Consider the following 24,950-nt stretch of genomic DNA (forward strand, 5'->3'; position numbering starts at 1 on the left):
TCTAATTTAACTTGACTTTGATTTTCGAAACTTACTTACTATTTTATCTATAAAGCTCTTTGGTTTTTCGTCATCATGATACCCATTTGAATAGGCCGAACCGTAACCGTAGCCATAGCCGTAACCATAGCCGTAGCCATAGGCAGAACCATATTTCGCTTTATTCTCAAAACCATTAAATATAATACTGGTATTACTTAACTCTTCTCGTTTTATTCTATTATTCAACAAAGTAATCATCTCCTTTTTAGAGAAATTTTGTCTTACAATATATAGCGTAACATCTGAAAACTGGGATAACTCCAACGCATCAGACACTAATCCAACTGGAGGAGTATCCAAAATAATGTAATCGTATTTCTCCTTCAATTCTTCCATAAGTTGCCCCATGCGCTCACTTAAAATCAACTCAGATGGATTTGGCGGTATCGGACCTGATAAAACTACATCCAAATAAGGAATATGGGTTTTATTTATAATATCATCTACACCTTTTTGATTGATTAAATAATTCACGATTCCCACATCATTTGTCAACCCAAATTCATCAGCTAACTTAGGTTTTCTTAAATCCAGACCCAAAATAATAGTCTTTTTCTCGCTTAAAGCAAAAACCGTAGCAATATTTACAGAACAAAACGTTTTTCCTTCCCCACTAATTGACGAAGTAATCATGAGCGTTTTGGCTCCATCAAGATTTTGTTGTTTGTACAAAAATTGTAAGGAAGACCGAATCGCCCGGAAAGACTCGGACAAAGCTGACTTAGGTTTATCATAAACAGCCAAATCAGAATCTTCTTTGTTTAAGCCTACTACACCAATCAACGGAATTTGAGTTAAGCTATTAATGTCATCGGTATTTTGTATCGCATTATTTATAAAGAAAATGGTAAATACAAACAATAAAGGAAATAATATCCCTAAGAATAAAGCCAAAACATAGTTGACTGATGTTTTAGGCCCCAATAATCCTCCACCGATATCTTTGGCAGGGTCAATAAAATGAATATCTGATAAATTTGCTGCTTTAACGATATCGGCTTCACTTCTTTTTTGCAAAAAAGTATTATAGATATTATCACTCAAATCGTATTTTCGCTTAATCTTAATCAGCTCTTGTTGATCATCGGGAAGTTCTTTTATCGTATTTTCGGCTTGATTGATTTTGTTATTAATCAACTGCAATTCATATTGCAAACCTGACTTTGCCGTTGCAATATTCTCCAAAAGGACATTTTTAACAGCTTCCATTTGGTTATCAAAATCTTTAAATATCTTATCACTTTTAACCGCGTAAGCCATTTCGGAACGTTGGGTTGAGAGCGAAATCAATTTTGATATATTAGTTACCACATTGGGGTCATCAATTCCAGCTACAGAAGGTGCTGGCAATTTAGAATAATCAACACTATTTTTTAAATAGGCTTTTAACGAATTATAATAAGCTGTTTTACGCGTTATCTCGTCTTTTTTTACATCATATTCAAAGATTTTATCTGCAAACTTCTCCCCTCCAGCTTCAACATCATAAATGTTTTTACTCTTCCTGAAAGTTTTCAATTCGTCTCCAGTTTCTCTTAGTTGAGATTCCATGGCAACTAGAGTACTATCAATAAAACTAATGGTATTAGTAGCAAATCGATTTTTCTCATCTAATTGTCTTTTGATAAGCATTTTTACTGTTGAATTCAAATATTCAACCATTCGTGCTTTATTAGTACCCTGCATGCTTAGGGTAAGTATAGAACCACCTTTATCATCGGCACGAACATTAATTCCTTTATACCTTGAAACAGTACCATCAAAGTTGTTAAACCTTACGAAATACTCATTCCCTGTATAAAAACCAGGCTTGTCTTTAATCTGTAATTTCCAATTTAAAAAAGGCAAAGAAACTAATTGCCCTACTTTATATCTTTTGACAAATTCCCCAGCAACAACCGAAGTATTACTGTATGAGTTATCAGAATAGGTTATTAGAGACGCATTAGTCCCCGCAAAAGGGATACGAATTTCATATTCATTTTCAGATATAAACTTGATTCCAATAAGTGTGTTGGCAAGTTGCCCTTTTGCTTTATTAATCACAACATAAAATGGAACCGAACCATAGGAATCAACCAGATTGTACTTTCCCTGTTCTAAATAATCAATATAAAACTGTAATTTCTCGACAACCAATTCATTATGAGACCTTGATTGGAATATAGTCGAAATCGTACTAACTTGATCTGAAACACCTCCCCAGTTAAAAACCAAACTGGTATTTGAAGTAAAAAGTGGATTACTTTCTTCTTTTACAGAAATAAGTGTCTCCATCCCATAAATTTTCTCTTTCCGAATGTTAACTTGGTAAGCAACTGTAAAAGTTATAACCAAACTGATTACAAACCATTTCCAATAGCTTAATATTTTAATTAAGAAACCTTTAAAGTCAAAACTTGCTTGGTTTTCAAAAATTGAAAAATCTTTTATATCTAACATTCTTCTAATTTTAGTTTTTTAACAGAAAAAAGGTAGTAGTTGCGAAGGACAGCAGTGTTACAAAGGTACTAAAAGACTCTAGTAATGTTTTTCCTGTCCCCCACGTTTTCTGTTTCAAAGGCTTTATATATATATAATCATTGGGTTGCAAATAATAATAAGGCGATTGCATAACATTAATATCTGTCAAATCAATATCGTGCATTTGAGTTCCTGTAGGCGTTTGCCTCATAATTCTAACCGCCTTTCGATCACCTGTTAAAGCAATATCTCCAGAATTAGCAATAGCTTCCATTATCGTAACCCTGTCTTGGAATAATGTCTTCGTTCCAGTGTTCCCGATTTCCCCATTTATAGTATATTTAAAACCAGCGAGTTTTACGGTTACAAAAATATTGGCTTCTTTCTTAAAATACTCCGCCAATAATTGATTTTCAATCTTTTGACGTATCTCATCAAGCGTATACCCCATCACGTTCATTTCTCCCAATATTGGGATTCTAATATTACCATGGTCATCAACTGTAAAACCATTAAAATACAATCCTGATGCCGACTTACCAGCCTCCCCTTCATTAACTGTACTAAAAATAGATACTAAATTGGGATCAATAGCTTTAATACTAATACTCAAGACATCATTTGTTTGCAATCGATAAGGCTTAGCTGCAACAGCAGAAATGGTCTGTTCAACATCCTTTCCATCTTTATTTTGCAAATAAATCAAATCTCTTGTTGATATACATGATGTAAATAACAGACTTATATTCAAGAATAAGAAGAAAATATACTTGTTCATTTTTCTATTTTAGACAACAAATATAGCTTTTCATTTACTATATTAAAAGTTTGATTTTTTATTAAGCGAATTAATTATTCTTAAATGATTTTTCAAATGGAATTCGGTGTAAAATACTTCGTCCCAAAGTTACTTCGTCAGCGTATTCTAATTCATCTCCTACCGCAATTCCTCTAGCAATCGTTGACATAACAACTGAGGAATCCGCTATTTGCTTGTAGATATAAAAATTCGTCGTATCGCCCTCCATGGTGGAACTTAGTGCAAAAATAATCTCTGACACACTACCTGATTTTACTTTTTCTACCAGTGAAGAAATTTTCAACTGACTTGGCCCTACACCTTCTACTGGAGATATCTTACCGCCTAAAACGTGATAAATTCCACGAAATTGCCCAGTTCCTTCAATTGCCATCACATCTCTAATGTCTTCAACAACACAAATAATCTGATGATTTCTATTTCCATTGGAACAAATTTCACAAATATCACTGTCTGATATATTGTGACAACTGCTACAATATTTTATATCAGCCCTCATATTCACTAAGGCTTGAGACAAAAACTCAGTTTGTTCCTTTGGCTGCTTTAACAAATGCAACACCAATCGCAAGGCTGACCGCTTCCCGATTCCTGGCAATTGCGCAATTTCATTAACCGCTTTTTCAATTAATTTTGAAGAAAATTCCATAGAAACAATAAATAAACGATGGTATACTGAGAATAATACCCTAAAATATCAAGGTAATAAGAAAATTTAAAATTGATTAGTAGCCAATAATACCAACGTACAAGATTGCTCTGATTTGATATTATTCAACTCTAAAAGCTGTGCTAGCTCAGGATTTTCAGCACCAGGATTAAAAATCACACGTTTTGGCCCTACCTCTACAATATAATTATAGTAATCGCGCTGACGTGCTGCATTCATATACAAACTAACTGTATCAATATTTTTCAATGGAATAGCCTTGGTTTGAATCTTGATTCCCGCCACTTCACCAGCATTTTGACCTATAGCAAGAACCGAATGCCCTTTTCCCACTAGATTAGTTATAGCTCTATATGATGCTCTTTCAGGTTTTGTAGAAGCACCTAGAACTAATGTTTTTTTATTTTTCATTTTCACTTTTTTTGAAGTACAAAAGTAACCCTTTTATACCATAAATCATCTCAATACACCATTCTTCTATAATAGCCTAATCCAGCTATTCACTCTAGCCCTCACTCAAAATGCTTTTTTTACTAGGTCATTGCAGGAGCTTCCTACGGTCGCTCTGCAATTCCCGTAAAAAATAGCCTTTTATCATTCGGGGCTGCCGTTGCTATCTGGGGCAGAACGACTACTCCCAAACATTATTCTTTTTCCAAAAAAATCTCAGCCATCATACAACGTGCACTTCCACCACCACAAGCTTCAATAGTATCCAAGTTCGAACTAATAATGGCAGCATGGTTTTCGATTTGTGCAATTTGTTTTGGTGTCAAACTATCTAAAGCCGCCGTACTCATAACTAAATATTTTTTATCATCAGCACCCAAAACTTCTAACATATTACCCGCAAAACTATTCAACTGCTTTTCAGTGATTAAAATGATCTCCTTATTGTCTTTCTTTAGATTATCAAGAACCATTTTTTGCTCTTGCTTATCATCAATGGCATCAGCACAAATTACGGCAAAACTATCTCCTACACTCATCATCACATTTGTATGATAAATCGCCTTTCGCTCGCCATCAACGGTATGAAAGGCCTCAAAAAGGACAGGCGCATAATCAAAATCTTCACAAAACTCGATAAACAATTCTTCATCAGCTCTTGGCGAAAGGGCGCAATACGCCTTTTCATTAGCCCTATCCAAAACAACACTACCTGTTCCTTCCAGAAAAAAACCATCCTCTTCTGCTGAAGTATAATCAATTATATTCTCGATTTTAAATCCTTTATCTTCCAGTATATCCAAAATATCTTCACGACGTTCCGCTCTTCTATTTTCAGCATACATAGGGTAAAAAGCAACATCGCCATTTTCATGAAACGAAATCCAATTATTTGGAAAAATACTATCTGGTGTATCAGGACTTAGAGTATCTTCCACTACTACAACATTCACACCTACTGCAGTTAATTTTTCCACCAAAGCATCAAATTCTTGCTGTGCCTTAGCATTAACTGTAGCTGGCAACAAGCCATCTAACACCTTTTGGTAATAATTATTGACCGCCGTTTGTTCGTTCATACGAAACGCCACGGGACGAATCATTACTATTGAATTGGTAATTTGTTTCATATTCTATTTTAAATAACTAAATAATTAATCTCTAATAAGTGGCAAAGTAGAACAACGCAATAACCCCTCTTGTTTTGCTATCTCTGCATAAGGAACTTCTTCTACAATAAAACCCTGTGCTCTCAACCACTTATTCAAACGCTTAAAGTTACGCTCTGAAACCACCACATTGGTATCAATCGAAAAAACATTTGAATTCATATTATACATTTCATTCCTTTTTATATGGAAAAGATTCTCTTTACCAAAAAGAGCAACTAAATACTCATAATCTGCTTCCTCACGAAAACCTCTTTTATAAATAATCCCTTTATCTTTCCCTACAGGCTGAAAACAGCAATCTAAATGCAAAGCATTATCACGTGCTTCAATCTTAGATTTAATTAAATCAAACTCCTTTACAATCTTATTAGGAAACAACTCTTTAATAAACTGAACGCCCTGCATATTCGTACGAGCCGTGATATAGTTTTTATAATCACTCCCTTTATACGTACCTATAAATATATGATCATTCCACAACATTACATCTCCACCTTCAATATGCGCTTCCACTGGCGGACGCACTACTTTTTGAGGATCTATTTCATCAATAATGTATTGAATTGCATCTAATTCATGTTCCCGTTCAGGTAAAATATTCGACTTAACGAAAACATCATCAATAACAAAACCTATATCTCTGGTAAAAATCTGATTGTAATTTTCTATCAATTGTGGCTGATACACTTTGACCCCATATTTTTGTAGTACTTTATGGAAAGCATCCATTTCAAAAATCATATCTTTTTCAACAGGATAAGTTCCTTTTAAAATATGCTCTAAAGATTTTGGATCATAGGCCTCCTCAACCTGTGGTGTTGGACCATTACTTTCCGCAAGCCCCAATACTACAGCTCTTAACCGCGAAGTTTCATTATTTACATTAAGCTTTATCATGAATTCCTTCCTATTTACACAAAGTTAAAAAAAAAGCTCCACTAGTTCAGTGAAGCTTTTCTATAAATTGGTTTAATCGGTATATTATTTCTTAAACTCTCTAAGAGCAGAACCAGTATATATTTGTCTTGGTCTTCCAATTGGCTCTTTGTTTTCACGCATTTCTTTCCATTGCGCTATCCAACCTGGTAATCTTCCAATAGCAAACATTACGGTAAACATATCCGTTGGAATACCTAATGCTCTGTAAATAATTCCAGAATAGAAATCTACATTTGGATATAAGTTTCTAGCTTTGAAATATTCATCTTCAAGAGCTGCTTTTTCTAATTTTCTAGCAATATCAAGAATTGGATCTTCAATTCCTAAAGTTTCTAAAACTTCGTTAGCAGCTTTTTTAATGATTTTTGCACGTGGATCAAAGTTTTTATACACTCTATGACCAAAGCCCATTAATCTAAATGGATCAGCTTTATCTTTTGCTTTAGCTAAATACTTTTCAGTATCACCACCATTATTATGAATTTCTTCTAGCATTTCAAGAACTGCTTGATTAGCACCACCATGCAGTGGCCCCCACAACGCAGATACACCAGCAGAAATAGAAGCAAACAAACCAGCATGCGAAGAACCAACCATTCTTACTGTAGAAGTAGAACAGTTTTGCTCATGATCAGCATGTAGAATAAACAATTTATCCAAAGCGTCGATAACATTCTTACTAACTTTATAAGGCTCAGTAGGAATTTCAAACATCAAACGCATAAAGTTCTCAACGTATCCTTTTGTATTATCATAATAATTCAATGGATACCCCATATTTTTTCTAAAAGTCCAAGTAGCAATTACAAGAAATTTACCCATCGTTTTACATACGGCATTGTAAACATCTTTTTCATTCTCAACATCTACTGATTTTGGATTAAAAGAAGTCAAAGCACTTGTCAAGGCAGCTAAAATACCCATTGGATGTGCAGTCTTTGGAAATCCATCCAAAATACTCTTCATTTCCTCATTTACAAGTGTATGCTTACGAATGTCATTTTCGAATTGCTCTAATTGAGCTGCAGTTGGCATTTCACCAAAAATTAAAAGATAAGATACTTCTAAGAAATTTGCATTATCAGCTAAATCTTCAATTGCATACCCTCTGTAACGTAAAATTCCTAATTCTCCATCCAAAAAGGTAATCCCACTGGTACAAGAACCTGAATTTTTATAACCTGGATCAAGGGTAACCATTCCAGTTAAATCTCGTAATTTCTTAATATCAATGGCTTCTTCATTTTCGCTTCCTTTGAAAATAGGAAACTCATATTTTTTACCATCAATTTCTAATATAGCTGTTTTTGACATAATACTTTGGAAATAAATCTTTATTTTAATAATGCCCAAATCTAATGAATTTCCAATTAATTAAAAAATGAATAATCCAATGAAATTGTTAAAACTCAAAAAAAAAGCCATTTACTTTGAGTAAATGGCTTAAAGAAATTCTTTAAAAGAATTATTTTTGTTTGAATGCGTTCTTTCCAGGGAAATAAGCAGTATCACCCAATTCTTCTTCAATACGAATCAATTGATTATACTTGGCCATACGGTCTGAACGTGAAGCAGAACCAGTTTTGATTTGACCACAGTTTAATGCTACAGCTAAGTCTGCGATAGTATTGTCTTCAGTCTCTCCTGAACGGTGTGACATTACTGAAGTATAGCCTGCATTTTTAGCCATATTAACCGCTGCAATAGTCTCTGTCAAAGTACCAATTTGGTTTACTTTTACAAGGATTGAGTTAGCAATTCCTTTTTCGATACCAGTTGACAAACGCTCAACATTAGTAACAAACAAATCATCACCTACTAATTGAACTTTATCACCGATTTTCTCAGTTAATAATTTCCAACCATCCCAGTCATTTTCATCCATACCATCTTCAATTGAGATAATTGGATATTTAGATGTTAACTCTGCTAAATATTCCGCTTGTTCAGCAGAAGTTCTGATTTTACCTGTAGGTCCTTCAAATTTAGAGTAATCGTATTTTCCGTTTACATAAAATTCAGCCGAAGCACAATCCAAAGCAATCATGATTTCATCACCAAAAGTGTATCCAGCATTTTCAACTGCTTTTTTAATTGTATCTAAAGCATCTTCTGTACCACCAGCTAAATTTGGAGCAAAACCACCTTCATCACCTACTGCAGTACTCAAATCTCTATCGTGCAATACTTTTTTCAAAGAATGGAAAATTTCAGAACCCATTTGCATAGCATGTGTAAAAGAAGTTGCTTTTACTGGGAAAATCATAAATTCTTGAAATGCGATAGGCGCATCAGAGTGAGACCCACCATTGATGATATTCATCATTGGCACTGGTAAAGTGTTAGCAGAAACTCCACCAACATATCTATATAAAGGCAATCCTAATTCATTAGCTGCTGCTTTTGCTACTGCAAGAGAAACTCCTAAAATAGCATTAGCTCCTAATTTTGATTTGTTTGGTGTACCATCCAAATCAATCATCATTTGATCAATAGTATTTTGTTCAAAAACAGATGTTCCTACAAGTTCTTCTGCAATAAGTGTGTTAACATTTTTCACCGCATTCAAAACTCCTTTTCCTAAATAGGCTTTTCCACCATCACGTAATTCTACCGCTTCGTGTTCACCAGTTGATGCTCCAGATGGAACAGCAGCTCTACCTAAAGTACCATTATCAGTTACTACATCAACTTCAATAGTAGGATTTCCTCTTGAATCGAAAATTTGTCTTGCGTGAATTTTAACAATTATGCTCATACTTCTTAATTTTTAATTTTAATATGCAAATATATTCTATCTATTCTAATGATAATGCAAATAATTCTGAATGTTATTAACGAAAACGATGTATGCTCATTTTTTAAACAAAACAACCTGAGTATTTTAAAAAAAATAAAACACCTAATCTAATAACACCATCTTATTTACTCAAAAACAAAACTACTTCTTTAAAGTCAAGTCTTGATTAAGATATCATTATCCTTTTAAATTAGCCACAAATTGATCAAACAAATACGATGAATCGTGTGGTCCTGGACTTGCCTCAGGGTGATACTGAACTGAAAAACAGTTTTTGTTTTTCAAACGCATTCCCGCAACAGTTCCGTCATTCAAATGCAAATGTGTAATTTCTAATTCTGGATTTTTTTCTAATTCTTCTTTGTTCACAGCAAAACCATGATTTTGAGAAGTAATTTCACCTTTACCAGTCACTAAATTTTTCACTGGGTGATTAATTCCTCTATGACCATTAAACATTTTATAAGTCGAAATTCCATTTGCCAAACCAATCACTTGGTGTCCTAAACAGATCCCAAACAATGGCTTGTCATTTTTCAAAATTTCTTTAGCTACCTCAATAGCTCCTGTAAGCGGTTCTGGATCACCAGGCCCATTAGACAAGAAATATCCATCTGGATTAAAAGAAGCCAAATCAGCATAGCTAGAGTTGAAAGGAAAAACCTTAATATAACAATCTCTATTAGCTAAGTTTCTAAGGATATTTGTTTTAATACCTAAGTCCAAAGCAGAAATCTTATATTTCGCATTTTCATCACCGAAGAAGTAAGGTTCTTTTGTTGAAACTTTAGAAGCCAACTCTAAACCTTTCATATCTGGGACATTTGCCAAAGCAATTTTTAAATCTTCTACAGAAGTACCATCAGTACAAATAACAGCATTCATAGCTCCATTTTCTCTGATATAACTAACCAAAGCACGAGTATCAACATCTGAAATACAGATCAAATTTTGTTTAGCAAAATAATCTTCCAAACTTCCTGCAGAATCTACTCTTGAGTAGTTAAAACTAAAGTTTTTACAAACTAAACCAGCAATTTTGATTCCAGCAGACTCCACTTCATTATCATTAACACCGTAGTTTCCAATATGAGGATTAGTAGCCACCATTATTTGACCAAAATAAGAAGGGTCAGTAAATATTTCTTGATATCCAGTCATACCTGTATTAAAACAAACTTCACCAAAAGTTGTTCCACTAATACCAATAGATTTCCCGTGAAAAATTGTACCATCACTTAATAAAAGTATGGCGCTCTGTCTTGTTGTATATTTCATTCTTTGATTTATATTATAATAGCCTAGTGAAATTCACACAGCAAATTTCATTTGTAGATAAATACGATGCAAATTTAATCCATTAATACAATGGAAACAAATTTTTGAATAGTTATGTAAAAAATAAGTCTAGTTAACCAATCCAAACATAGATTCATTCAAATGGTCAAAAAAAAAGGATAAACTATAAATAGTTTATCCTTTTTTAATATTATTGAATGATTATTTTCATAATTACTCAGTAGCTTCAGTTGTAGTTTCTGAATCATTTTCAGCAACAGGAGCATCAGTAGCCTCTTCTGCTTTTTTAGATTTTCCACCACGACGGCTTTTAGCTTTTTTAACTTCTTTTTTACCTCCGTTGTAAAGTTCATTGAAATCTACTAATTCGATCATTGCCATATCAGCATTATCCCCTAAACGATTTCCAACTTTAATGATACGTGTGTATCCACCTGGACGGTCACCAACTTTAGCAGCTACATCTCTGAATAAATCAGTTACAGTATACTTGCTACGTAAGTAAGCAAAAACAATACGACGATTGTGAGTCGTGTCATTTTTTGATTTTGTAATTAAAGGCTCAACAAATTGTTTAAGCGCTTTTGCTTTAGCAACAGTAGTATTAATACGTTTGTGCTCGATAAGAGAACAAGCCATATTAGCCAACATAGATTTTCTATGTGCTGTTTGTCTGCTTAAGTGATTGAATTTTTTTCCGTGTCTCATGACCAATTTATTTTAACTTCATCTTGCTACAATCCACTATGGAGAGCAAAATATGAAGTAAATTATTCTTTATCTAATTTGTATTTCGCTAAATCCATTCCGAAAGTCAAATTCTTCACAGCTACTAGTTCATCTAGTTCAGTTAAAGATTTTTTTCCAAAATTACGGAATTTCATTAGGTCATTTTTATTGAACGATACTAAATCACCAAGTGTATCAACTTCAGCCGCTTTCAAGCAATTTAATGCTCTAACAGATAAATCCATATCAACAAGCTTAGTTTTAAGCAATTGTCTCATATGTAATGATTCCTCATCATAAGATTCTGTTTGTGCGATTTCATCAGCCTCGAGTGTAATTCTTTCGTCAGAGAATAACATGAAATGGTGAATTAAAACTTTTGCTGCTTCAGTAAGAGCGTCTTTTGGATTAATAGAACCATCAGTTTTGATTTCAAAAACTAATTTTTCGTAATCTGTTTTTTGCTCTACACGGAAGTTTTCAATTCCATATTTTACATTTTTTACCGGAGTAAAAATTGAATCTGTAAAAATGGTTCCAATTGCAGCATTTTGTTTTTTGTTCTCCTCAGCAGGAACATATCCTCTACCTTTTTCGATTGTTAAATCTAGGTTCAATTTGATTTTACTATCTAAATTACAGATAACTAGTTCTGGATTCAAAACTTGGAAACCTGAAATGAATTTTTGAAAATCACCAGCTGTTAATTGATCTTTACCAGTAACTGAAATAGATACTGATTCATTATCTATATCCTCAATCTGACGTTTAAAACGTACTTGTTTAAGATTAAGAATAATTTCTGTAACATCTTCAACAACTCCTGAGATAGTAGAAAACTCATGATCTACACCCTCTATTCGGACAGATGTAATTGCATAACCTTCTAATGCTGAAAGCAAAACTCTTCTAAGTGCATTACCAACAGTCAATCCATAACCAGGTTCTAAAGGTCTAAATTCAAATTTACCTTCAAAATCGGTTGAATCGATCATGATAACTTTATCGGGCTTCTGAAAATTAAATATTGCCATAAATTTCGACTAAGTCAATTATTATTTGTTGTACAACTCTACGATTAATTGTTCTTTAATGTTTTCTGGGATTTGAAGTCTAGCAGGAACACTTACAAAAGTACCCTCTTTAACATCATTATTCCATGTAATCCATTCATAAACTTGACTTGAATTAGACAAAGAACGTTCGATAGCTTCTATAGATTTAGATTTTTCACGAACTGCAACTTTATCACCTGGCTTAAGGTGGTAAGAAGGAATATTTACAATTTCACCGTTAACAGTGATGTGTCTGTGAGAAACGATTTGTCTAGCACCTCTTCTAGAAGGAGCGATACCCATTCTAAAAACAACGTTATCCAATCTTGCCTCACATAATTGTAAAAGAACTTCACCAGTTACACCTTTAGTAGCAGATGCTTTTTTAAATAAACCTCTGAATTGTTTTTCTAAAATTCCATAAGAATATTTAGCTTTTTGCTTCTCCATTAATTGGATAGCATATTCAGATTTTTTACCTCTTTTTTTAGCCATCCCGTGTTGCCCAGGAGGGTAATTTCTTTTTTCGAAAGCTTTATCATCTCCGAAAATTGCTTCGCCAAATTTACGAGCAATTCTAGTTTTTGGACCAGTATATCTTGCCATTTCTATGAATTATTAAGGTGGAGATTATGAATTCAGGTCATATCCTTCGATAATCGTTATTTCCACCTAGTTATACTTAAATTAATTTATTAAACTCTACGTCTCTTTGGAGGACGACATCCGTTGTGAGGCATTGGAGTAACATCGATAATCTCTGTAACTTCAATTCCACCATTATGCAAAGAACGGATAGCAGACTCACGTCCATTTCCTGGTCCTTTTACATAAACCTTAACTTTCTTCAATCCAGCTTCAAGAGCTACTTTACCACAATCTTCTGCTGCCATTTGAGCTGCATATGGAGTGTTCTTTTTAGAACCTCTGAAACCCATTTTACCAGCTGAAGACCATGAAATAACTTCACCTTTTTTGTTTGTCAAAGAAATAATGATGTTATTGAAGGTAGCAGAAATATGAGCTTCTCCCGTTGATTCAACGATAACTTTACGTTTTTTTGCAGTTGCTTTAGCCATATTACTTATTATTTAGTTGCTTTTTTCTTGTTAGCAACAGTTTTTCTTTTACCTTTTCTAGTTCTAGAGTTGTTCTTAGTTCTTTGTCCTCTTAATGGAAGACCAGTTCTATGACGAATACCTCTATAACATCCAATATCCATTAAACGTTTGATGTTTAAAGAAACTTCAGAACGTAATTCTCCTTCAATTTTGAAAGTTGATACAGCTTCACGAATTGCTCCGATCTCATCATCATTCCAGTCTTGAACTTTTTTATCTTGGCTTACTTGAGCTTTTTCTAAAATCTCAATAGCTCTACTTTTTCCTAATCCGAAGATGTAGGTAAGTGCTATAACACCTCTCTTGTTTTTTGGGATATCTACCCCTGCTATTCTTGCCATAACTATCCTTGTCTTTGTTTAAATCTAGGATTCTTTTTGTTTATAACGTACAATCTCCCTTTTCTACGCACAATCTTGCACTCGGGACTTCTCTTTTTTACTGATGCTCTAACTTTCATTGTGAATATCCTTTAATATCTATAAGTAATTCTTGCTTTCGACAAATCGTAAGGACTCATTTCTAGTTTCACTTTATCACCAGGTAATAACTTGATATAATGCATACGCATCTTTCCAGAAATATGAGCAATTACAATATGTCCATTCTCTAATTCTACACGGAACATCGCATTTGATAATGCTTCGATGATTGATCCGTCTTGTTCTATTGCTGATTGTTTTGCCATAAAATTAAGCTACTGCTTTTCTATTTTTACCAGTTTTCATTAAACCATCATAATGTTTATTTAACAAATATGAATTAATTTGCTGAATTGTATCAATGGCAACACCAACCATAATTATTAATGAGGTACCCCCAAAAAACATTGCCCAAGATTGTTGAACATCCATAAGACTTACAACAATGGCTGGGAACACAGCTATTAGAGCAAGAAATAAAGATCCTGGGAAAGTTATCAAAGACATCACTTTATCCAAAAAGTCAGAAGTTTCAACTCCAGGTCTTACACCTGGTATAAAACCACCACTTCTCTTTAAGTCGTCAGACATCTTGTTAGTAGGAACGGTAATTGCAGTATAAAAGTAAGTAAACACAACAATTAATGTTGCAAAAACTAAGTTATACCAAAAACCGAACATATTACTAAAAGCGCCAACAATAGATTGTGATGCATCTGATTTAGATAAACCAGCAACAGCAGCAGGAACAAACATGATAGCTTGAGCAAAGATAATTGGCATAACCCCAGAAGCATTAAGCTTCAAAGGAATCCATTGTCTATTACCACCTAACATATCTTGCTCAAAATCTCCTGAAGCAGTACGACGAGCGTACTGAACTGGTATTTTACGTATTGCCATAGTCAATAAAACACAAGCAATAATAACTAATAACCAAATAATAATCTCGATTACTAAAAGCATCGGACCACCATTGTTGTTGGTAACTCTGGTTGTAAATTCTTGAATAAATGCCTGAGGAAATCTTGCAAGAATACCCACCATAATTAAAAGTGAAATACCATTTCCAATTCCTTTATCAGTTATTTTTTCTCCTAACCACATGGCAAAAATTGTACCTGTAACTAAAATAACAACTGAAGAAAATAAGAATTCAAAAGAATTAAACCCTAATAAAAATGCACTACTAGGTAAAGTTCTATATAGATTGTAGATATACGTTGGACCTTGAACCAAGGTAATAACAATTGTTAACCAACGTGTAATCTGATTAATCTTTTTTCTACCGCTTTCACCATCACTTTGTAATTTTTGCAAATAAGGAATCGCAATTCCCATAAGCTGAACCACAATAGATGCCGAAATGTAAGGCATAATTCCTAAAGCAAAAACTGATGCTTGTGAAAATGCACCTCCAGTAAACATGTCAAGAATTGAACCAATCCCTTCCTTAGTTTGACCCGCTAAATTAGCTAATTGAGTCGCATCGATTCCAGGAAGTGTTACTTGAGCTCCAAAACGATAAACTAATAACAAACCTAATGTAATTAAGATTCTGTTTTTTAGTTCCTCTATTTTCCAAACATTACTAATTGATTCAATAAATTTCTTCATACTTAATTGAAAAATTATATTGTTACAGCTTCTCCACCAGCAGCTTCAATAGCAGCTTTTGCAGTAGCAGTAAATTTGTGAGCAGTTACTTTTAATTTTGCTTTCAATTCTCCTCTTCCTAAAATCTTTACGATTTCATTTTTAGTAGCCAAACGGTTTTCTACGTAAGTTGTCATATCGACAGCATCAGTAATAACACCATTATCAACTAATAATTGAAGAGTATCTAAATTAACACCTTCGTATTCTTTACGATTGATGTTTGTGAAACCAAACTTAGGTACACGTCTTTGAAGTGGCATTTGCCCACCTTCAAAACCAATCTTTTTAGAATATCCAGAACGAGATTTTGCTCCTTTGTGACCTCTTGCAGAAGTACCACCTTTTCCAGAACCTTCTCCTCTACCTAATCTTTTATTTTGATTGTGTGTTGACCCTTCAGCTGGTTGTAAGTTACTTAAATTCATAACAGTATTTGTTATTTAGCTTCTTCTACAGAAACTAAGTGTTTAACTTTGTTTATCATCCCAAGGATTGCAGGGTTTGAATCATGTTCTACAACCTGACCCATTTTACGTAGACCTAAAGCTTCCAATCCTCTTTTTTGAGTAAGAGGACAGTTAATTTTACTTCTAACTTGTTTTACTAATAATTTAGCCATAATTTCCTTGAATTAACCTTTAAAAACTTTTTCTAAAGAAACTCCTCTTTGTTTTGCAACAGTGTGAGCGCTTCTCATTTGTAATAAAGCATCAAAAGTTGCTTTTACTACGTTGTGAGGATTTGATGATCCTTGAGATTTAGATAATACATCATGAATTCCAACTGACTCCAAAACTGAACGAACAGCTCCACCAGCAATAACTCCTGTACCATGAGACGCAGGGATTAAGAATACACGTGCACCACCAAATTTACCTTTTTGTTCGTGAGGTACTGATTGACCATTCAAAGGAATCTTTACTAAATTTTTCTTAGCATCTTCTACTGCTTTCGCAATTGCTTCAGAAACATCTTTAGATTTTCCTAATCCATGTCCTACAACACCATTTTCATCACCTACCACTACAATTGCAGAGAAACCAAATGCTCTACCACCTTTTGTAACTTTAGTAACACGATTTACACTCACCAAACGATCTTTCAATTCAAGACCTCCTGGTTTTACTATCTCTATACTTTTGTACTTATTAGACATACTATATTAGAATTTAAGCCCAGCCGCTCTCGCGCCTTCAGCTAATGATTTAATACGACCGTGGTATAAATATCCTCCTCTATCGAAAGTAACATTTTCTATCCCAGCTTTTAACGCTTTTTCAGCAACTAGTTTTCCAACTGCGTTTGCTACTGCAACGTTCGTACCTTTTTCTATTTCTTTTTCTCTTGATGAAGCAGCTAATAAAGTAACTCCATTCACGTCATCAATAAGTTGAGCGTAAATTTCATTGTTACTTCTAAAAACAGATAGTCTAGGCTTAGCAGTAGTACCACTAATAGTCTTTCTAATTCTGAATCTAATTCTCTGTCTTCTTTCAGGTTTTGTTAACGACATAATCTTATTTTTTAAGCTGATTTACCTGCTTTTCTTCTTAATACTTCACCTACAAATTTAACACCTTTTCCTTTGTACGGCTCTGGCTTACGGAAGCCTCTGATTTTTGCCGCAACTTGACCTAAAAGTTGTTTATCTAATGATGTTAACTTCACAATTGGGTTTTTACCTTTTTCAGATATAGTTTCAACAGAAACTTCTGGAGCAACCTCTAAAATAATATTGTGAGAAAATCCAAGAGCTAAATCTAATTTTTGTCCTTGGTTTGAAGCTCTATAACCTACTCCTACCAATTCTAAAGATTTTGTAAAACCTTCTGTTACACCGATAATCATATTATTGATTAAAGATCTATACAATCCGTGTTTTGCTCTTTGGTCTTTATGATCAGATGATCTTTCAACTTGAACTTGATCACCTTCAACTGTTACAGTTACGTCCGAAAACTCCTGTGTAAGTTGACCGTTTTTTCCTTTTACTGTAATAATACCGTCCTTAACTTCTACAGTTACTCCAGCAGGGATTACAATTGGACTTTTACCTATTCTTGACATCTTATTATAGTCTTTATATTAGTATACGTAACAAATTACTTCTCCACCAACATTAAGTTGTTTGGCTTTCTTTCCTGTCATCAAACCTTTTGAAGTAGAAACGATAGCAATTCCTAATCCGTTAAGGATTCTTGGAATAGAAGCTGAACTTGAATATTTACGTAAACCTGGTTTACTAATTCTTTGGATATCTTTAATTACTGGCTCTTTAGTATCTTTATCATACTTCAAAGCAATTTTGATCGAACCCTGAACAGAGTTATCCTCAAATTTGTAACTTAAGATATAACCTTGATCAAATAAGATCTTAGTTATTTCTTTTTTTAGATTAGATGCAGGAATTTCGACAACTTTGTGGTTTGCAGCCACAGCGTTACGAACTCTAGTCAAATAATCTGCAATAGGATCTGTATACATATGTACATATTTGCGGTTATGGTTTTCTCCAGACTTTCTATCGAACCTTTAACCAATTAAAACTCAATTTTTTACCAAGATGCCTTTTTAACACCTGGAATCAATCCATTATTAGCCATTTCACGGAATGTTACACGTGAAATACCGAATTGACGCATATACCCTCTTGGTCTACCTGTCAATTTACATCTATTATGCAAACGAACTGGCGAAGCATTTTTCGGTAATTTTTGCAAACCTACGAAATCTCCAGCTTCTAACAAAGCTTTTCTTTTCTCAGCATACTTTGCTACCGTTTTTTCTCTCTTAACCTCACGGGCTTTCATTGATTCTTTAGCCATATCTTAATTCTTTTTAAAAGGTAATCCTAATTCAGCCAATAGTGATTTTGCTTCCTTATCTGTCTGAGCAGTAGTAACAAAAGTAATATCCATACCAGATATTTTGTTTACTTTGTCGATATCAATTTCAGGGAAAATGATTTGCTCTAACACTCCAAGGTTATAGTTTCCTCTTCCGTCGAAACCTGTAGCTTTAATACCACTAAAATCTCTAACACGTGGTAAAGCTGAAGTAATAAGTCTATCTAAAAACTCATACATTCTTTCTCCACGCAAAGTAACTTTTGCTCCAATTGGCATTCCTTTTCTCAATTTAAAAGACGCAACGTCTTTCTTAGAGATTGTAGAAACTGCTTTTTGTCCAGTTATCTTTGTTAACTCATCAACTGCATAGTCAATAAGTTTTTTATCAGAAACTGCTGCTCCAACTCCACGGCTTAAAACGATTTTTTCCAATTTAGGAACTTGCATTACGTTTACATATCCGTACTCTTCTGTAAGAGCAGAGATAACTCTACTCTTATATTCTTCTTTTAGTCTAGGTGTATATGCCATTACTATAGTACTTGATTAGATTTTTTTGAAAATCTTACTTTCTTATCTCCTTCAACTCTAATTCCTACTCTAGTTGCTTCCTTAGTTTTAGGATCAATTAGAGAAATATTAGAAATTTGAATAGAAGCTTCTTTTTTCACAATACCACCTTGAGGGCTTTTTGCACTTGGTTTCGTGTGTTTTGAAACCATGTTTACACCTTCAACGATCGCTTTGTTTTTCTCACGGTCAACTCGTAATACTTTACCTTCCTCACCTTTGTGATCTCCAGCAATTACTCTTACGATGTCACCTGTTTTTATTTTTAGCTTTATCATCTTAAAACGAATTAAAGCACTTCTGGTGCTAATGATACAATTTTCATGAATTGTTTTTCACGAAGTTCTCTTGCTACCGGTCCAAAAACACGAGTTCCTCTCATTTCCCCTGCAGCATTCAAAAGAACACAAGCATTGTCATCGAAACGGATATAAGAACCATCGGCTCTTCTCACTTCTTTTCTGGTACGTACAACAACTGCAGTTGAAACAGCTCCTTTTTTCACGTTTCCGTTTGGAGTTGCATCTTTGATAGAAACTACAATCTTGTCACCAACAGAGGCATACCTTCTTTTGGTACCTCCTAAAACACGGATAGTTAAAACTTCTTTTGCTCCCGTATTATCTGCTACTTTTAGTCTTGATTCTTGTTGTACCATAATTATTTAGCTCTTTCTAGGATTTCAACTAATCTCCAACATTTTGATTTACTTAAAGGACGCGTTTCGCTAATTCTTACAGTATCTCCAATGTTACAGTCGTTTGTTTCGTCATGTGCAACAAATTTCTTTGTTTTCAACACGAACTTACCGTATAATGGGTGTTTTACTTTAGTAACTTGAGCAACAACAATAGATTTATCCATTTTGTTAGAAGTTACTACACCAATTCTCTCTTTTCTTAAATTTCTTTTTTCTTCCATCTTTCAGCAGATTACAATTATTGCAATTCTCTTTTAGTTAACTCTGTAGCTAATCTTGCAACTGTTCTTCTCAAACTTCTAATTTGAAGTGGATTTTCAATTGGAGATATTGCATGAGCCATTTTTAGGTCAGCATATGTTTTCTTAGCTTGGCTAAGGTTTTCTTGCAACTGTGCTGCAGAAAGATCTTTTATTTCTGATTGTTTCATAATATAATATAGATTATGCTTCGAAATCTCTAGCAACTACGAATTTAGTTTTTACTGGTAGTTTTTGAGCTGCAAGACGTAAAGCCTCTTTTGCAACTGACAAAGGAACACCACCAACTTCAAACATAATTCTTCCGGGTTTAACAACAGCAGCCCAATACTCAACTGCTCCTTTACCTTTACCCATACGTACCTCAAGAGGTTTCTTAGTAATTGGTTTGTCTGGAAATATTTTGATCCATAATTGACCCTCTCTTTTCATGAAACGAGTTGCAGCAATACGAGCTGCTTCGATTTGACGAGATGTTAAAAACATTCCATCTTCATGTACAGATTTAATCCCAAACATTCCATTAGAAAGTTCATGCCCTCTTTGAGAGTTCCCTTTCATTTTACCTTTTTGTACCTTACGGTATTTTGTTCTTTTAGGCTGTAACATTTTTCTTTAATTTAAAAATTACTTTCTTTTACGAGCGTCTGGTTTTCCACCTTTATTAAAGTTAGATTTCCCACGAGGAGAATCTCCACCTTTTCCGCCAGCTTGTTTTTTATCCATTCCAGCAAGTGGAGAAAGATCTCTCTTTCCGTAAACTTCACCTTTCATGATCCACACTTTGATTCCCATTCTACCATAAGTAGTATGTGCCTCAGCTAATGCATAATCAATATCGGCTCTGAAAGTTGATAGAGGAATTCTTCCTTCTTTGAAACCCTCTGAACGAGCCATCTCAGCACCATTCAAACGACCAGAAATCAAAACTTTAATACCTTCAGCGTTCATACGCATAGAAGCAGCAATAGCCATTTTGATTGCACGTCTGTAAGAAATACGGCTTTCGATTTGACGACAGATGCTTGTAGCAACTAGATACGCGTCAAGTTCAGGTCTTTTAATTTCAAAGATGTTGATTTGAACCTCTTTGTCAGTAACTTTCTTAAGTTCTTCTTTTAACTTGTCTACCTCTTGCCCACCTTTTCCGATAATGATACCAGGTCTAGCAGTAGTGATAGTAACGGTTACAAGTTTCAAAGTTCTCTCGATGATTACTTTTGATACACTAGCTTTTGATAAACGAGCATGGATATACTTTCTGATTTTGTGATCTTCAGCGATTTTATCACCGTAGTCATTTCCACCATACCAGTTTGAGTCCCATCCTCTGATGATACCAAGTCTATTTCCAATTGGATTTGTCTTTTGTCCCATCTTTATTAAATTGCTTGTGTGTTATTAATAGATCCAAGCACGATTGTTACGTGATTAGAACGTTTTCTAATTCTATGTGCGCGACCTTGTGGTGCTGGACGAAGTCTTTTCAACATCATTCCACCATCTACTCTGATCTCCTTAACAAATAAACCTGCCTCTTCTAAATTAGCATCAGCATTTTTTTGCTCCCAGTTATTGATTGCAGATAATACTAATTTCTCTAATTTTCTTGAAGCTTCTTTAGAACTAAATCTTAAGATGTTAAGTGCTCTTTCTACCTTCTGACCTCTTACCAAGTCCGCTACTAAGCGCATTTTTCTAGGTGAAGTAGGGCAGTTATTCAATTTCGCGAAAGCAATAGACTTATTAGCCTCTTTTCTCGCATCTGCTGTTTCTCTTTTACGAACTCCCATTGCTTCTTATTTTTTACCTTTATTTTTTGCTCCAGCATGACCTCTAAAAGATCTAGTTGGTGAAAATTCTCCTAATTTGTGACCTACCATGTTTTCTGTTACGTAAACTGGTACAAATTGACGACCGTTATGAACTGCGATAGTTTGCCCAACAAAGTCTGGAGTAATCATAGAAGCACGAGACCAAGTCTTTACTACTCCTTTATTTCCACCAGCGATGTTTTCTTGAACTTTCTTGTCTAACTTATAATGAACGAAAGGTCCTTTTTTTAATGAACGTGCCATATCTTATTATTTCTTTCTACGTTCTACGATATACTTGTTACTCGGGTTTTTCTTAGAACGTGTTCTATAACCTTTTGCTGGTATTCCATTTCTTGAACGTGGATGTCCACCAGAAGAACGTCCTTCTCCACCACCCATTGGGTGATCAACAGGGTTCATTGCAACAGGTCTTGTTCTAGGTCTTCTACCTAACCATCTTGTTCTACCTGCTTTACCAGACACAACTAATTGGTGGTCAGAATTAGATACTGCTCCAATTGTAGCCGAACAAGTCAACAAGATTAATCTTGTTTCACCAGAAGGCATTTTAATTGTAGCAAATTTTCCATCTCTCGCCATTAATTGAGCAAAAGTTCCAGCAGAACGAGCGATAACAGCTCCTTGACCTGGTCTTAACTCAATACAAGAGATTACAGTTCCTAATGGAATTCTGCTTAAAGGCATTGCATTACCAATTTCAGGTTGAGATTCTGGACCAGAAACTAATTTCTGACCAACTTTCAATCCGTTTTGAGCAATAACATATGTTTTCTCTCCATCAGCATAAGCTAACAAAGCGATAAATGCAGTACGATTTGGATCATATTCGATTGATTTCACAGTCGCAGGAATTCCTTCCTTTGTTCTTTTGAAATCAATTATACGATATCTCTGCTTGTGACCACCACCCGTATAACGCATGGTCATCTTTCCTTGACTATTTCTACCTCCAGAGTTTTTTATCGGTGCTATCAAAGAGCGTTCCGGCTTATCAGTTGTAATGGCGTCATAACCATTCACAACTCTAAATCGCTGACCTGCGGTAATAGGTTTTAATTTTCTTACTGACATTTTTCTATCTTAGATATTGTTGTAAAAATCAATTGATTCTCCTTCTTGTACTTGTACAATTGCTTTTTTAATAGCATTTGTCTTTCCACTGATTAAACCACTTTTAGTGTATTTTGTAGTTCTATCTGGTCTTACATTCATTGTATTAACACTTAACACAGTTACTCCATAAGCAGCCTCTACAGCTTTCTTAATTTCAACTTTGTTTGCTTTTTTGTTAACAACGAATCCAAATCGGTTTAAAACTTCACTTTCTTTGGTTACTTTTTCCGTTACTATAGGTTTAACTATGATACTCATATCCTATTATTTACTTAAATTTTCTTCAATTACTTCCAAAGAACTCTCTAAAAGCACTAAATTATTAGCGTTTAATATTTCATAAGTGCTTAATTCTGAGCTACTTACTACATTAGACCCCTTTAAATTACGTGACGACAAATATACATTTTTATTTGTATTACCCAACACGAATAGTGATTTTTTATTTTCTAACTCTAAAGCTTTCAAAACGTTAATGAAATTTTTAGTGTTTGGCACTTCAAAATTAAAGTCCTCAAGAACGATAATATTTGACTCTTTTGCTTTGATTGAGAAAGCAGATTTTCTTGCCAAACGTTTCAAGTTTTTATTCAATTTGAATGAATAACTTCTTGGTCTTGGTCCAAAAACTGTTCCACCACCTTTAAACAATGGATTCTTTGCACTTCCCGCACGAGCAGTACCAGTTCCTTTTTGTTTTTTAATCTTACGTGTACTTCCCGCAACTTCAGCTCTTTCTTTAGCCTTATGCGTTCCTTGTCTTTGATTAGCTAAATATTGCTTAACATCAAGGTATACAGCGTGATTGTTTGGTTCAATTGCGAATACTGAATCAGAAAGTTGAACTTTTCTCCCAGTATCTTTTCCGTTGAAATCTAATACTTTTACTTCCATTACTTGTGAATGATTACATAAGAGTTGTTATGACCAGGAACACATCCTTTTATAACAAGTAGATTCTTTTCAGCAACTACTTTTAAAACTCTAAGGTTTTGAATGTTTACATTTACGCCTCCCATACGTCCAGCCATACGCATTCCTTTGAATACTCTAGATGGATAAGAAGAAGCTCCTACAGAACCTGGCGCTCTTAAACGGTTATGTTGACCATGAGTTGCTTGACCAACACCACCAAAACCGTGACGTTTTACAACCCCTTGAAAACCTTTACCTTTAGATACACCTTGTACATCTACAAATTCTCCTTCTTCAAAAATAGAAACATCAATGATATCTCCTAATTTTTGTTCTGATGCAAACTCTTTGAATTCAACGACTTTTTTCTTAGCTACAGTTCCAGCTTTTTTAAAGTGACCTAAAGCCGCTTTAGTGGAATGTTTCTCGTTTTTGTCATCGAAACCAAGTTGCAACGCTTCGTACCCGTCAACACCTTTGGTTCTGACTTGGGTAACAACACAAGGACCAGCTTCGATTACAGTACAAGGAATATTTTTCCCGTTCTCATCAAAAATACTAGTCATGCCGATTTTTCTACCAATTAACCCAGACATAAATATTAATTATTAATTATTAAATATAAAAATAGAACACATCATTTAAGTGAACCCTTATTTTTAAAGTGGTGCAAAAGTATAACTTATTTACACACAATCCAAAAAAAGTTTTCACTTAAACAAAGTGCCCTTAATTTCCCTTAGTAAGAAACCTAAACTTTGATCTCTACTTCAACTCCACTAGGCAATTCTAATTTCATCAAAGCATCAATAGTTTTTGATGATGAAGAGTAAATATCAATTAATCTCTTGTATGACATTACTTCGAATTGCTCTCTTGCTTTTTTATTAACGTGTGGAGAACGTAGTACAGTGAAAAGTTTTTTGTGAGTTGGTAAAGGAATTGGACCTGTTACAACAGCACCTGTAGTTTTAACCGTTTTTACAATCTTTTCAGCAGACTTATCTACCAACATATGATCGTAAGATTTTAGTTTTATTCTGATTTTTTGACTCATTTTCTTA

38 protein-coding genes are annotated in these 24,950 nt (G+C 34.2%); all 38 read right to left on the minus strand.

The genetic code is table 11. The features are described from left to right. Positions 1 to 6 precede the first annotated feature (6 nt). A complete protein-coding gene (locus SLW70_RS00620) occupies positions 7 to 2,484 on the minus strand; it encodes a polysaccharide biosynthesis tyrosine autokinase (RefSeq protein WP_320889935.1) in 2,478 nt (825 codons plus the stop codon). A gap of 10 nt (positions 2,485 to 2,494) precedes the next feature. Continuing rightward, positions 2,495 to 3,283: a polysaccharide biosynthesis/export family protein gene (locus SLW70_RS00625; RefSeq protein ID WP_320889936.1), complete on the minus strand. Its 789-nt coding sequence runs from the start codon at positions 3,281 to 3,283 to the stop codon at positions 2,495 to 2,497. Positions 3,284 to 3,353: 70 nt separating this feature from the next. Then, a complete protein-coding gene (gene recR / locus SLW70_RS00630; protein ID WP_320889937.1) occupies positions 3,354 to 3,974 on the minus strand; it encodes a recombination mediator RecR in 621 nt (206 codons plus the stop codon). A 66-nt stretch (positions 3,975 to 4,040) separates the two neighbouring features. Next, positions 4,041 to 4,406, minus strand: a complete 366-nt coding sequence (locus tag SLW70_RS00635; protein ID WP_320889939.1) for a CoA-binding protein — start codon at positions 4,404 to 4,406, stop codon at positions 4,041 to 4,043. A gap of 233 nt (positions 4,407 to 4,639) precedes the next feature. Beyond that, on the minus strand, positions 4,640 to 5,575 hold the full coding sequence (gene ctlX, locus SLW70_RS00640; protein ID WP_320889941.1) for a citrulline utilization hydrolase CtlX: 936 nt from the start codon (positions 5,573 to 5,575) through the stop codon (positions 4,640 to 4,642). Positions 5,576 to 5,599: 24 nt separating this feature from the next. Beyond that, positions 5,600 to 6,514, minus strand: coding sequence for a dimethylarginine dimethylaminohydrolase family protein (locus SLW70_RS00645; protein ID WP_320889942.1), 915 nt, complete (start codon positions 6,512 to 6,514; stop codon positions 5,600 to 5,602). Positions 6,515 to 6,598: 84 nt separating this feature from the next. After that, on the minus strand, positions 6,599 to 7,870 hold the full coding sequence (locus SLW70_RS00650) for a citrate synthase (RefSeq protein WP_320889943.1): 1,272 nt from the start codon (positions 7,868 to 7,870) through the stop codon (positions 6,599 to 6,601). 151 nt (positions 7,871 to 8,021) lie between these two features. Continuing rightward, positions 8,022 to 9,314, minus strand: coding sequence for a phosphopyruvate hydratase (eno, locus tag SLW70_RS00655; protein ID WP_320889944.1), 1,293 nt, complete (start codon positions 9,312 to 9,314; stop codon positions 8,022 to 8,024). 219 nt (positions 9,315 to 9,533) lie between these two features. Continuing rightward, entirely contained in the window at positions 9,534 to 10,634 is a 1,101-nt protein-coding gene (carA, locus tag SLW70_RS00660) for a glutamine-hydrolyzing carbamoyl-phosphate synthase small subunit (protein ID WP_320889945.1), read from the minus strand. Positions 10,635 to 10,868: 234 nt separating this feature from the next. Beyond that, a complete protein-coding gene (rplQ, locus tag SLW70_RS00665; protein WP_320889946.1) occupies positions 10,869 to 11,363 on the minus strand; it encodes a 50S ribosomal protein L17 in 495 nt (164 codons plus the stop codon). 62 nt (positions 11,364 to 11,425) lie between these two features. After that, positions 11,426 to 12,418 (minus strand): DNA-directed RNA polymerase subunit alpha, encoded by a 993-nt coding sequence (locus SLW70_RS00670; RefSeq protein ID WP_320889948.1) that lies wholly within the window; start codon positions 12,416 to 12,418, stop codon positions 11,426 to 11,428. A 21-nt stretch (positions 12,419 to 12,439) separates the two neighbouring features. Beyond that, entirely contained in the window at positions 12,440 to 13,045 is a 606-nt protein-coding gene (gene rpsD / locus SLW70_RS00675) for a 30S ribosomal protein S4 (protein ID WP_320889949.1), read from the minus strand. An 89-nt stretch (positions 13,046 to 13,134) separates the two neighbouring features. Next, positions 13,135 to 13,518 (minus strand): 30S ribosomal protein S11, encoded by a 384-nt coding sequence (gene rpsK / locus SLW70_RS00680; protein ID WP_320889950.1) that lies wholly within the window; start codon positions 13,516 to 13,518, stop codon positions 13,135 to 13,137. Between the two features lie 8 nt (positions 13,519 to 13,526). After that, positions 13,527 to 13,901, minus strand: a complete 375-nt coding sequence (gene rpsM / locus SLW70_RS00685) for a 30S ribosomal protein S13 (RefSeq protein WP_161644169.1) — start codon at positions 13,899 to 13,901, stop codon at positions 13,527 to 13,529. Positions 13,902 to 13,903: 2 nt separating this feature from the next. Further along, positions 13,904 to 14,020 (minus strand): type B 50S ribosomal protein L36, encoded by a 117-nt coding sequence (gene ykgO, locus SLW70_RS00690; protein WP_008992256.1) that lies wholly within the window; start codon positions 14,018 to 14,020, stop codon positions 13,904 to 13,906. Between the two features lie 12 nt (positions 14,021 to 14,032). Then, positions 14,033 to 14,248, minus strand: coding sequence for a translation initiation factor IF-1 (infA, locus tag SLW70_RS00695; RefSeq protein WP_007136545.1), 216 nt, complete (start codon positions 14,246 to 14,248; stop codon positions 14,033 to 14,035). Between the two features lie 4 nt (positions 14,249 to 14,252). Next, the gene (gene secY / locus SLW70_RS00700; RefSeq protein ID WP_320889962.1) at positions 14,253 to 15,599 is read right to left on the minus strand and encodes a preprotein translocase subunit SecY; all 1,347 of its coding nucleotides are present in this window, start codon (positions 15,597 to 15,599) and stop codon (positions 14,253 to 14,255) included. Positions 15,600 to 15,613: 14 nt separating this feature from the next. Beyond that, positions 15,614 to 16,066, minus strand: a complete 453-nt coding sequence (gene rplO / locus SLW70_RS00705; RefSeq protein WP_320889963.1) for a 50S ribosomal protein L15 — start codon at positions 16,064 to 16,066, stop codon at positions 15,614 to 15,616. Positions 16,067 to 16,077: 11 nt separating this feature from the next. Then, positions 16,078 to 16,260: a 50S ribosomal protein L30 gene (gene rpmD, locus SLW70_RS00710; protein ID WP_026706255.1), complete on the minus strand. Its 183-nt coding sequence runs from the start codon at positions 16,258 to 16,260 to the stop codon at positions 16,078 to 16,080. Positions 16,261 to 16,272: 12 nt separating this feature from the next. Continuing rightward, on the minus strand, positions 16,273 to 16,797 hold the full coding sequence (gene rpsE / locus SLW70_RS00715) for a 30S ribosomal protein S5 (RefSeq protein ID WP_320889964.1): 525 nt from the start codon (positions 16,795 to 16,797) through the stop codon (positions 16,273 to 16,275). A gap of 6 nt (positions 16,798 to 16,803) precedes the next feature. Beyond that, positions 16,804 to 17,154: a 50S ribosomal protein L18 gene (gene rplR, locus SLW70_RS00720; protein WP_320889965.1), complete on the minus strand. Its 351-nt coding sequence runs from the start codon at positions 17,152 to 17,154 to the stop codon at positions 16,804 to 16,806. An 11-nt stretch (positions 17,155 to 17,165) separates the two neighbouring features. Next, entirely contained in the window at positions 17,166 to 17,708 is a 543-nt protein-coding gene (rplF, locus tag SLW70_RS00725) for a 50S ribosomal protein L6 (protein WP_320889967.1), read from the minus strand. 18 nt (positions 17,709 to 17,726) lie between these two features. Beyond that, entirely contained in the window at positions 17,727 to 18,125 is a 399-nt protein-coding gene (rpsH, locus tag SLW70_RS00730) for a 30S ribosomal protein S8 (protein WP_264617545.1), read from the minus strand. A gap of 71 nt (positions 18,126 to 18,196) precedes the next feature. Beyond that, positions 18,197 to 18,466 (minus strand): 30S ribosomal protein S14, encoded by a 270-nt coding sequence (rpsN, locus tag SLW70_RS00735; RefSeq protein WP_026707007.1) that lies wholly within the window; start codon positions 18,464 to 18,466, stop codon positions 18,197 to 18,199. A gap of 3 nt (positions 18,467 to 18,469) precedes the next feature. Beyond that, positions 18,470 to 19,021, minus strand: coding sequence for a 50S ribosomal protein L5 (gene rplE / locus SLW70_RS00740; RefSeq protein ID WP_320889969.1), 552 nt, complete (start codon positions 19,019 to 19,021; stop codon positions 18,470 to 18,472). 2 nt (positions 19,022 to 19,023) lie between these two features. After that, on the minus strand, positions 19,024 to 19,338 hold the full coding sequence (gene rplX / locus SLW70_RS00745) for a 50S ribosomal protein L24 (protein ID WP_320889970.1): 315 nt from the start codon (positions 19,336 to 19,338) through the stop codon (positions 19,024 to 19,026). An 11-nt stretch (positions 19,339 to 19,349) separates the two neighbouring features. Beyond that, entirely contained in the window at positions 19,350 to 19,718 is a 369-nt protein-coding gene (rplN, locus tag SLW70_RS00750; protein WP_239868219.1) for a 50S ribosomal protein L14, read from the minus strand. Between the two features lie 2 nt (positions 19,719 to 19,720). Then, complete coding sequence (gene rpsQ, locus SLW70_RS00755) at positions 19,721 to 19,981, minus strand: 30S ribosomal protein S17 (RefSeq protein ID WP_026706247.1); 261 nt, start codon at positions 19,979 to 19,981, stop codon at positions 19,721 to 19,723. A 17-nt stretch (positions 19,982 to 19,998) separates the two neighbouring features. Next, a complete protein-coding gene (gene rpmC, locus SLW70_RS00760; RefSeq protein ID WP_108740332.1) occupies positions 19,999 to 20,190 on the minus strand; it encodes a 50S ribosomal protein L29 in 192 nt (63 codons plus the stop codon). Between the two features lie 13 nt (positions 20,191 to 20,203). Beyond that, the gene (gene rplP / locus SLW70_RS00765) at positions 20,204 to 20,629 is read right to left on the minus strand and encodes a 50S ribosomal protein L16 (RefSeq protein ID WP_007803637.1); all 426 of its coding nucleotides are present in this window, start codon (positions 20,627 to 20,629) and stop codon (positions 20,204 to 20,206) included. 18 nt (positions 20,630 to 20,647) lie between these two features. Further along, positions 20,648 to 21,397: a 30S ribosomal protein S3 gene (rpsC, locus tag SLW70_RS00770; RefSeq protein ID WP_320889973.1), complete on the minus strand. Its 750-nt coding sequence runs from the start codon at positions 21,395 to 21,397 to the stop codon at positions 20,648 to 20,650. 5 nt (positions 21,398 to 21,402) lie between these two features. Then, positions 21,403 to 21,813, minus strand: a complete 411-nt coding sequence (gene rplV / locus SLW70_RS00775) for a 50S ribosomal protein L22 (protein ID WP_026707013.1) — start codon at positions 21,811 to 21,813, stop codon at positions 21,403 to 21,405. 6 nt (positions 21,814 to 21,819) lie between these two features. Next, entirely contained in the window at positions 21,820 to 22,098 is a 279-nt protein-coding gene (gene rpsS, locus SLW70_RS00780) for a 30S ribosomal protein S19 (RefSeq protein ID WP_007136562.1), read from the minus strand. Positions 22,099 to 22,104: 6 nt separating this feature from the next. Continuing rightward, positions 22,105 to 22,929, minus strand: a complete 825-nt coding sequence (rplB, locus tag SLW70_RS00785; RefSeq protein WP_320889981.1) for a 50S ribosomal protein L2 — start codon at positions 22,927 to 22,929, stop codon at positions 22,105 to 22,107. 9 nt (positions 22,930 to 22,938) lie between these two features. After that, positions 22,939 to 23,229, minus strand: coding sequence for a 50S ribosomal protein L23 (gene rplW, locus SLW70_RS00790; protein WP_320889982.1), 291 nt, complete (start codon positions 23,227 to 23,229; stop codon positions 22,939 to 22,941). 6 nt (positions 23,230 to 23,235) lie between these two features. Next, the gene (gene rplD, locus SLW70_RS00795) at positions 23,236 to 23,865 is read right to left on the minus strand and encodes a 50S ribosomal protein L4 (RefSeq protein WP_320889983.1); all 630 of its coding nucleotides are present in this window, start codon (positions 23,863 to 23,865) and stop codon (positions 23,236 to 23,238) included. Then, positions 23,865 to 24,482 carry a 50S ribosomal protein L3 gene (gene rplC, locus SLW70_RS00800; protein ID WP_320889984.1) on the minus strand — a complete coding sequence of 206 codons (618 nt, stop codon included), beginning with the start codon at positions 24,480 to 24,482 and terminating at the stop codon, positions 23,865 to 23,867. The genes rplD and rplC overlap by 1 nt, the downstream gene beginning before the upstream one ends. Before the next feature lie 155 nt (positions 24,483 to 24,637). After that, positions 24,638 to 24,943, minus strand: coding sequence for a 30S ribosomal protein S10 (rpsJ, locus tag SLW70_RS00805; protein WP_007803605.1), 306 nt, complete (start codon positions 24,941 to 24,943; stop codon positions 24,638 to 24,640). Between the last annotated feature and the right edge of the window lie 7 nt (positions 24,944 to 24,950).

The organism is Flavobacterium sp. NG2 (assembly GCF_034119845.1).
GTDB lineage: Bacteria > Bacteroidota > Bacteroidia > Flavobacteriales > Flavobacteriaceae > Flavobacterium.

What these genes read in the sequence shown, in the direction of transcription:
- rplX (WP_320889970.1), bottom strand. Translation starts at nt 19,338, where the DNA reads ATGATAAAGCTAAAAATAAAAACAGGTGACATCGTAAGAGTAATTGCT.
- rplD (WP_320889983.1), bottom strand. Translation starts at nt 23,865, where the DNA reads ATGGAAGTAAAAGTATTAGATTTCAACGGAAAAGATACTGGGAGAAAA.
- rplP (WP_007803637.1), bottom strand. Translation starts at nt 20,629, where the DNA reads ATGTTACAGCCTAAAAGAACAAAATACCGTAAGGTACAAAAAGGTAAA.
- rpsQ (WP_026706247.1), bottom strand. Translation starts at nt 19,981, where the DNA reads ATGGAAGAAAAAAGAAATTTAAGAAAAGAGAGAATTGGTGTAGTAACT.
- rpsH (WP_264617545.1), bottom strand. Translation starts at nt 18,125, where the DNA reads ATGTATACAGATCCTATTGCAGATTATTTGACTAGAGTTCGTAACGCT.
- rpsD (WP_320889949.1), bottom strand. Translation starts at nt 13,045, where the DNA reads ATGGCAAGATATACTGGTCCAAAAACTAGAATTGCTCGTAAATTTGGC.
- eno (WP_320889944.1), bottom strand. Translation starts at nt 9,314, where the DNA reads ATGAGCATAATTGTTAAAATTCACGCAAGACAAATTTTCGATTCAAGA.
- SLW70_RS00650 (WP_320889943.1), bottom strand. Translation starts at nt 7,870, where the DNA reads ATGTCAAAAACAGCTATATTAGAAATTGATGGTAAAAAATATGAGTTT.
- SLW70_RS00620 (WP_320889935.1), bottom strand. Translation starts at nt 2,484, where the DNA reads ATGTTAGATATAAAAGATTTTTCAATTTTTGAAAACCAAGCAAGTTTT.
- rplQ (WP_320889946.1), bottom strand. Translation starts at nt 11,363, where the DNA reads ATGAGACACGGAAAAAAATTCAATCACTTAAGCAGACAAACAGCACAT.
- rplC (WP_320889984.1), bottom strand. Translation starts at nt 24,482, where the DNA reads ATGTCTGGGTTAATTGGTAGAAAAATCGGCATGACTAGTATTTTTGAT.
- rplB (WP_320889981.1), bottom strand. Translation starts at nt 22,929, where the DNA reads ATGTCAGTAAGAAAATTAAAACCTATTACCGCAGGTCAGCGATTTAGA.
- SLW70_RS00625 (WP_320889936.1), bottom strand. Translation starts at nt 3,283, where the DNA reads ATGAACAAGTATATTTTCTTCTTATTCTTGAATATAAGTCTGTTATTT.
- rpsK (WP_320889950.1), bottom strand. Translation starts at nt 13,518, where the DNA reads ATGGCTAAAGCAACTGCAAAAAAACGTAAAGTTATCGTTGAATCAACG.
- rpsC (WP_320889973.1), bottom strand. Translation starts at nt 21,397, where the DNA reads ATGGGACAAAAGACAAATCCAATTGGAAATAGACTTGGTATCATCAGA.
- rplW (WP_320889982.1), bottom strand. Translation starts at nt 23,229, where the DNA reads ATGAGTATCATAGTTAAACCTATAGTAACGGAAAAAGTAACCAAAGAA.
- rpsN (WP_026707007.1), bottom strand. Translation starts at nt 18,466, where the DNA reads ATGGCTAAAGAATCAATGAAAGCCCGTGAGGTTAAGAGAGAAAAAACG.
- rpsS (WP_007136562.1), bottom strand. Translation starts at nt 22,098, where the DNA reads ATGGCACGTTCATTAAAAAAAGGACCTTTCGTTCATTATAAGTTAGAC.
- rplV (WP_026707013.1), bottom strand. Translation starts at nt 21,813, where the DNA reads ATGGGAGTTCGTAAAAGAGAAACAGCAGATGCGAGAAAAGAGGCTAAT.
- SLW70_RS00670 (WP_320889948.1), bottom strand. Translation starts at nt 12,418, where the DNA reads ATGGCAATATTTAATTTTCAGAAGCCCGATAAAGTTATCATGATCGAT.
- carA (WP_320889945.1), bottom strand. Translation starts at nt 10,634, where the DNA reads ATGAAATATACAACAAGACAGAGCGCCATACTTTTATTAAGTGATGGT.
- rplR (WP_320889965.1), bottom strand. Translation starts at nt 17,154, where the DNA reads ATGTCGTTAACAAAACCTGAAAGAAGACAGAGAATTAGATTCAGAATT.
- rpsE (WP_320889964.1), bottom strand. Translation starts at nt 16,797, where the DNA reads ATGTCTAATAAGTACAAAAGTATAGAGATAGTAAAACCAGGAGGTCTT.
- rplN (WP_239868219.1), bottom strand. Translation starts at nt 19,718, where the DNA reads ATGGTACAACAAGAATCAAGACTAAAAGTAGCAGATAATACGGGAGCA.
- rpmC (WP_108740332.1), bottom strand. Translation starts at nt 20,190, where the DNA reads ATGAAACAATCAGAAATAAAAGATCTTTCTGCAGCACAGTTGCAAGAA.
- rpsJ (WP_007803605.1), bottom strand. Translation starts at nt 24,943, where the DNA reads ATGAGTCAAAAAATCAGAATAAAACTAAAATCTTACGATCATATGTTG.
- infA (WP_007136545.1), bottom strand. Translation starts at nt 14,248, where the DNA reads ATGGCAAAACAATCAGCAATAGAACAAGACGGATCAATCATCGAAGCA.
- ctlX (WP_320889941.1), bottom strand. Translation starts at nt 5,575, where the DNA reads ATGAAACAAATTACCAATTCAATAGTAATGATTCGTCCCGTGGCGTTT.
- rplF (WP_320889967.1), bottom strand. Translation starts at nt 17,708, where the DNA reads ATGTCAAGAATAGGTAAAAGTCCAATTGTAATCCCTGCTGGAGTAACT.
- SLW70_RS00645 (WP_320889942.1), bottom strand. Translation starts at nt 6,514, where the DNA reads ATGATAAAGCTTAATGTAAATAATGAAACTTCGCGGTTAAGAGCTGTA.
- rpmD (WP_026706255.1), bottom strand. Translation starts at nt 16,260, where the DNA reads ATGGCTAAATTATTAGTAAAACAAGTTAGAAGTAAAATTAACTGTCCT.
- secY (WP_320889962.1), bottom strand. Translation starts at nt 15,599, where the DNA reads ATGAAGAAATTTATTGAATCAATTAGTAATGTTTGGAAAATAGAGGAA.
- ykgO (WP_008992256.1), bottom strand. Translation starts at nt 14,020, where the DNA reads ATGAAAGTTAGAGCATCAGTAAAAAAGAGAAGTCCCGAGTGCAAGATT.
- rpsM (WP_161644169.1), bottom strand. Translation starts at nt 13,901, where the DNA reads ATGGCAAGAATAGCAGGGGTAGATATCCCAAAAAACAAGAGAGGTGTT.
- recR (WP_320889937.1), bottom strand. Translation starts at nt 3,974, where the DNA reads ATGGAATTTTCTTCAAAATTAATTGAAAAAGCGGTTAATGAAATTGCG.
- rplE (WP_320889969.1), bottom strand. Translation starts at nt 19,021, where the DNA reads ATGGCATATACACCTAGACTAAAAGAAGAATATAAGAGTAGAGTTATC.
- rplO (WP_320889963.1), bottom strand. Translation starts at nt 16,066, where the DNA reads ATGAATTTAAGTAACTTACAACCAGCTGAAGGGTCAACACACAATCAA.
- SLW70_RS00635 (WP_320889939.1), bottom strand. Translation starts at nt 4,406, where the DNA reads ATGAAAAATAAAAAAACATTAGTTCTAGGTGCTTCTACAAAACCTGAA.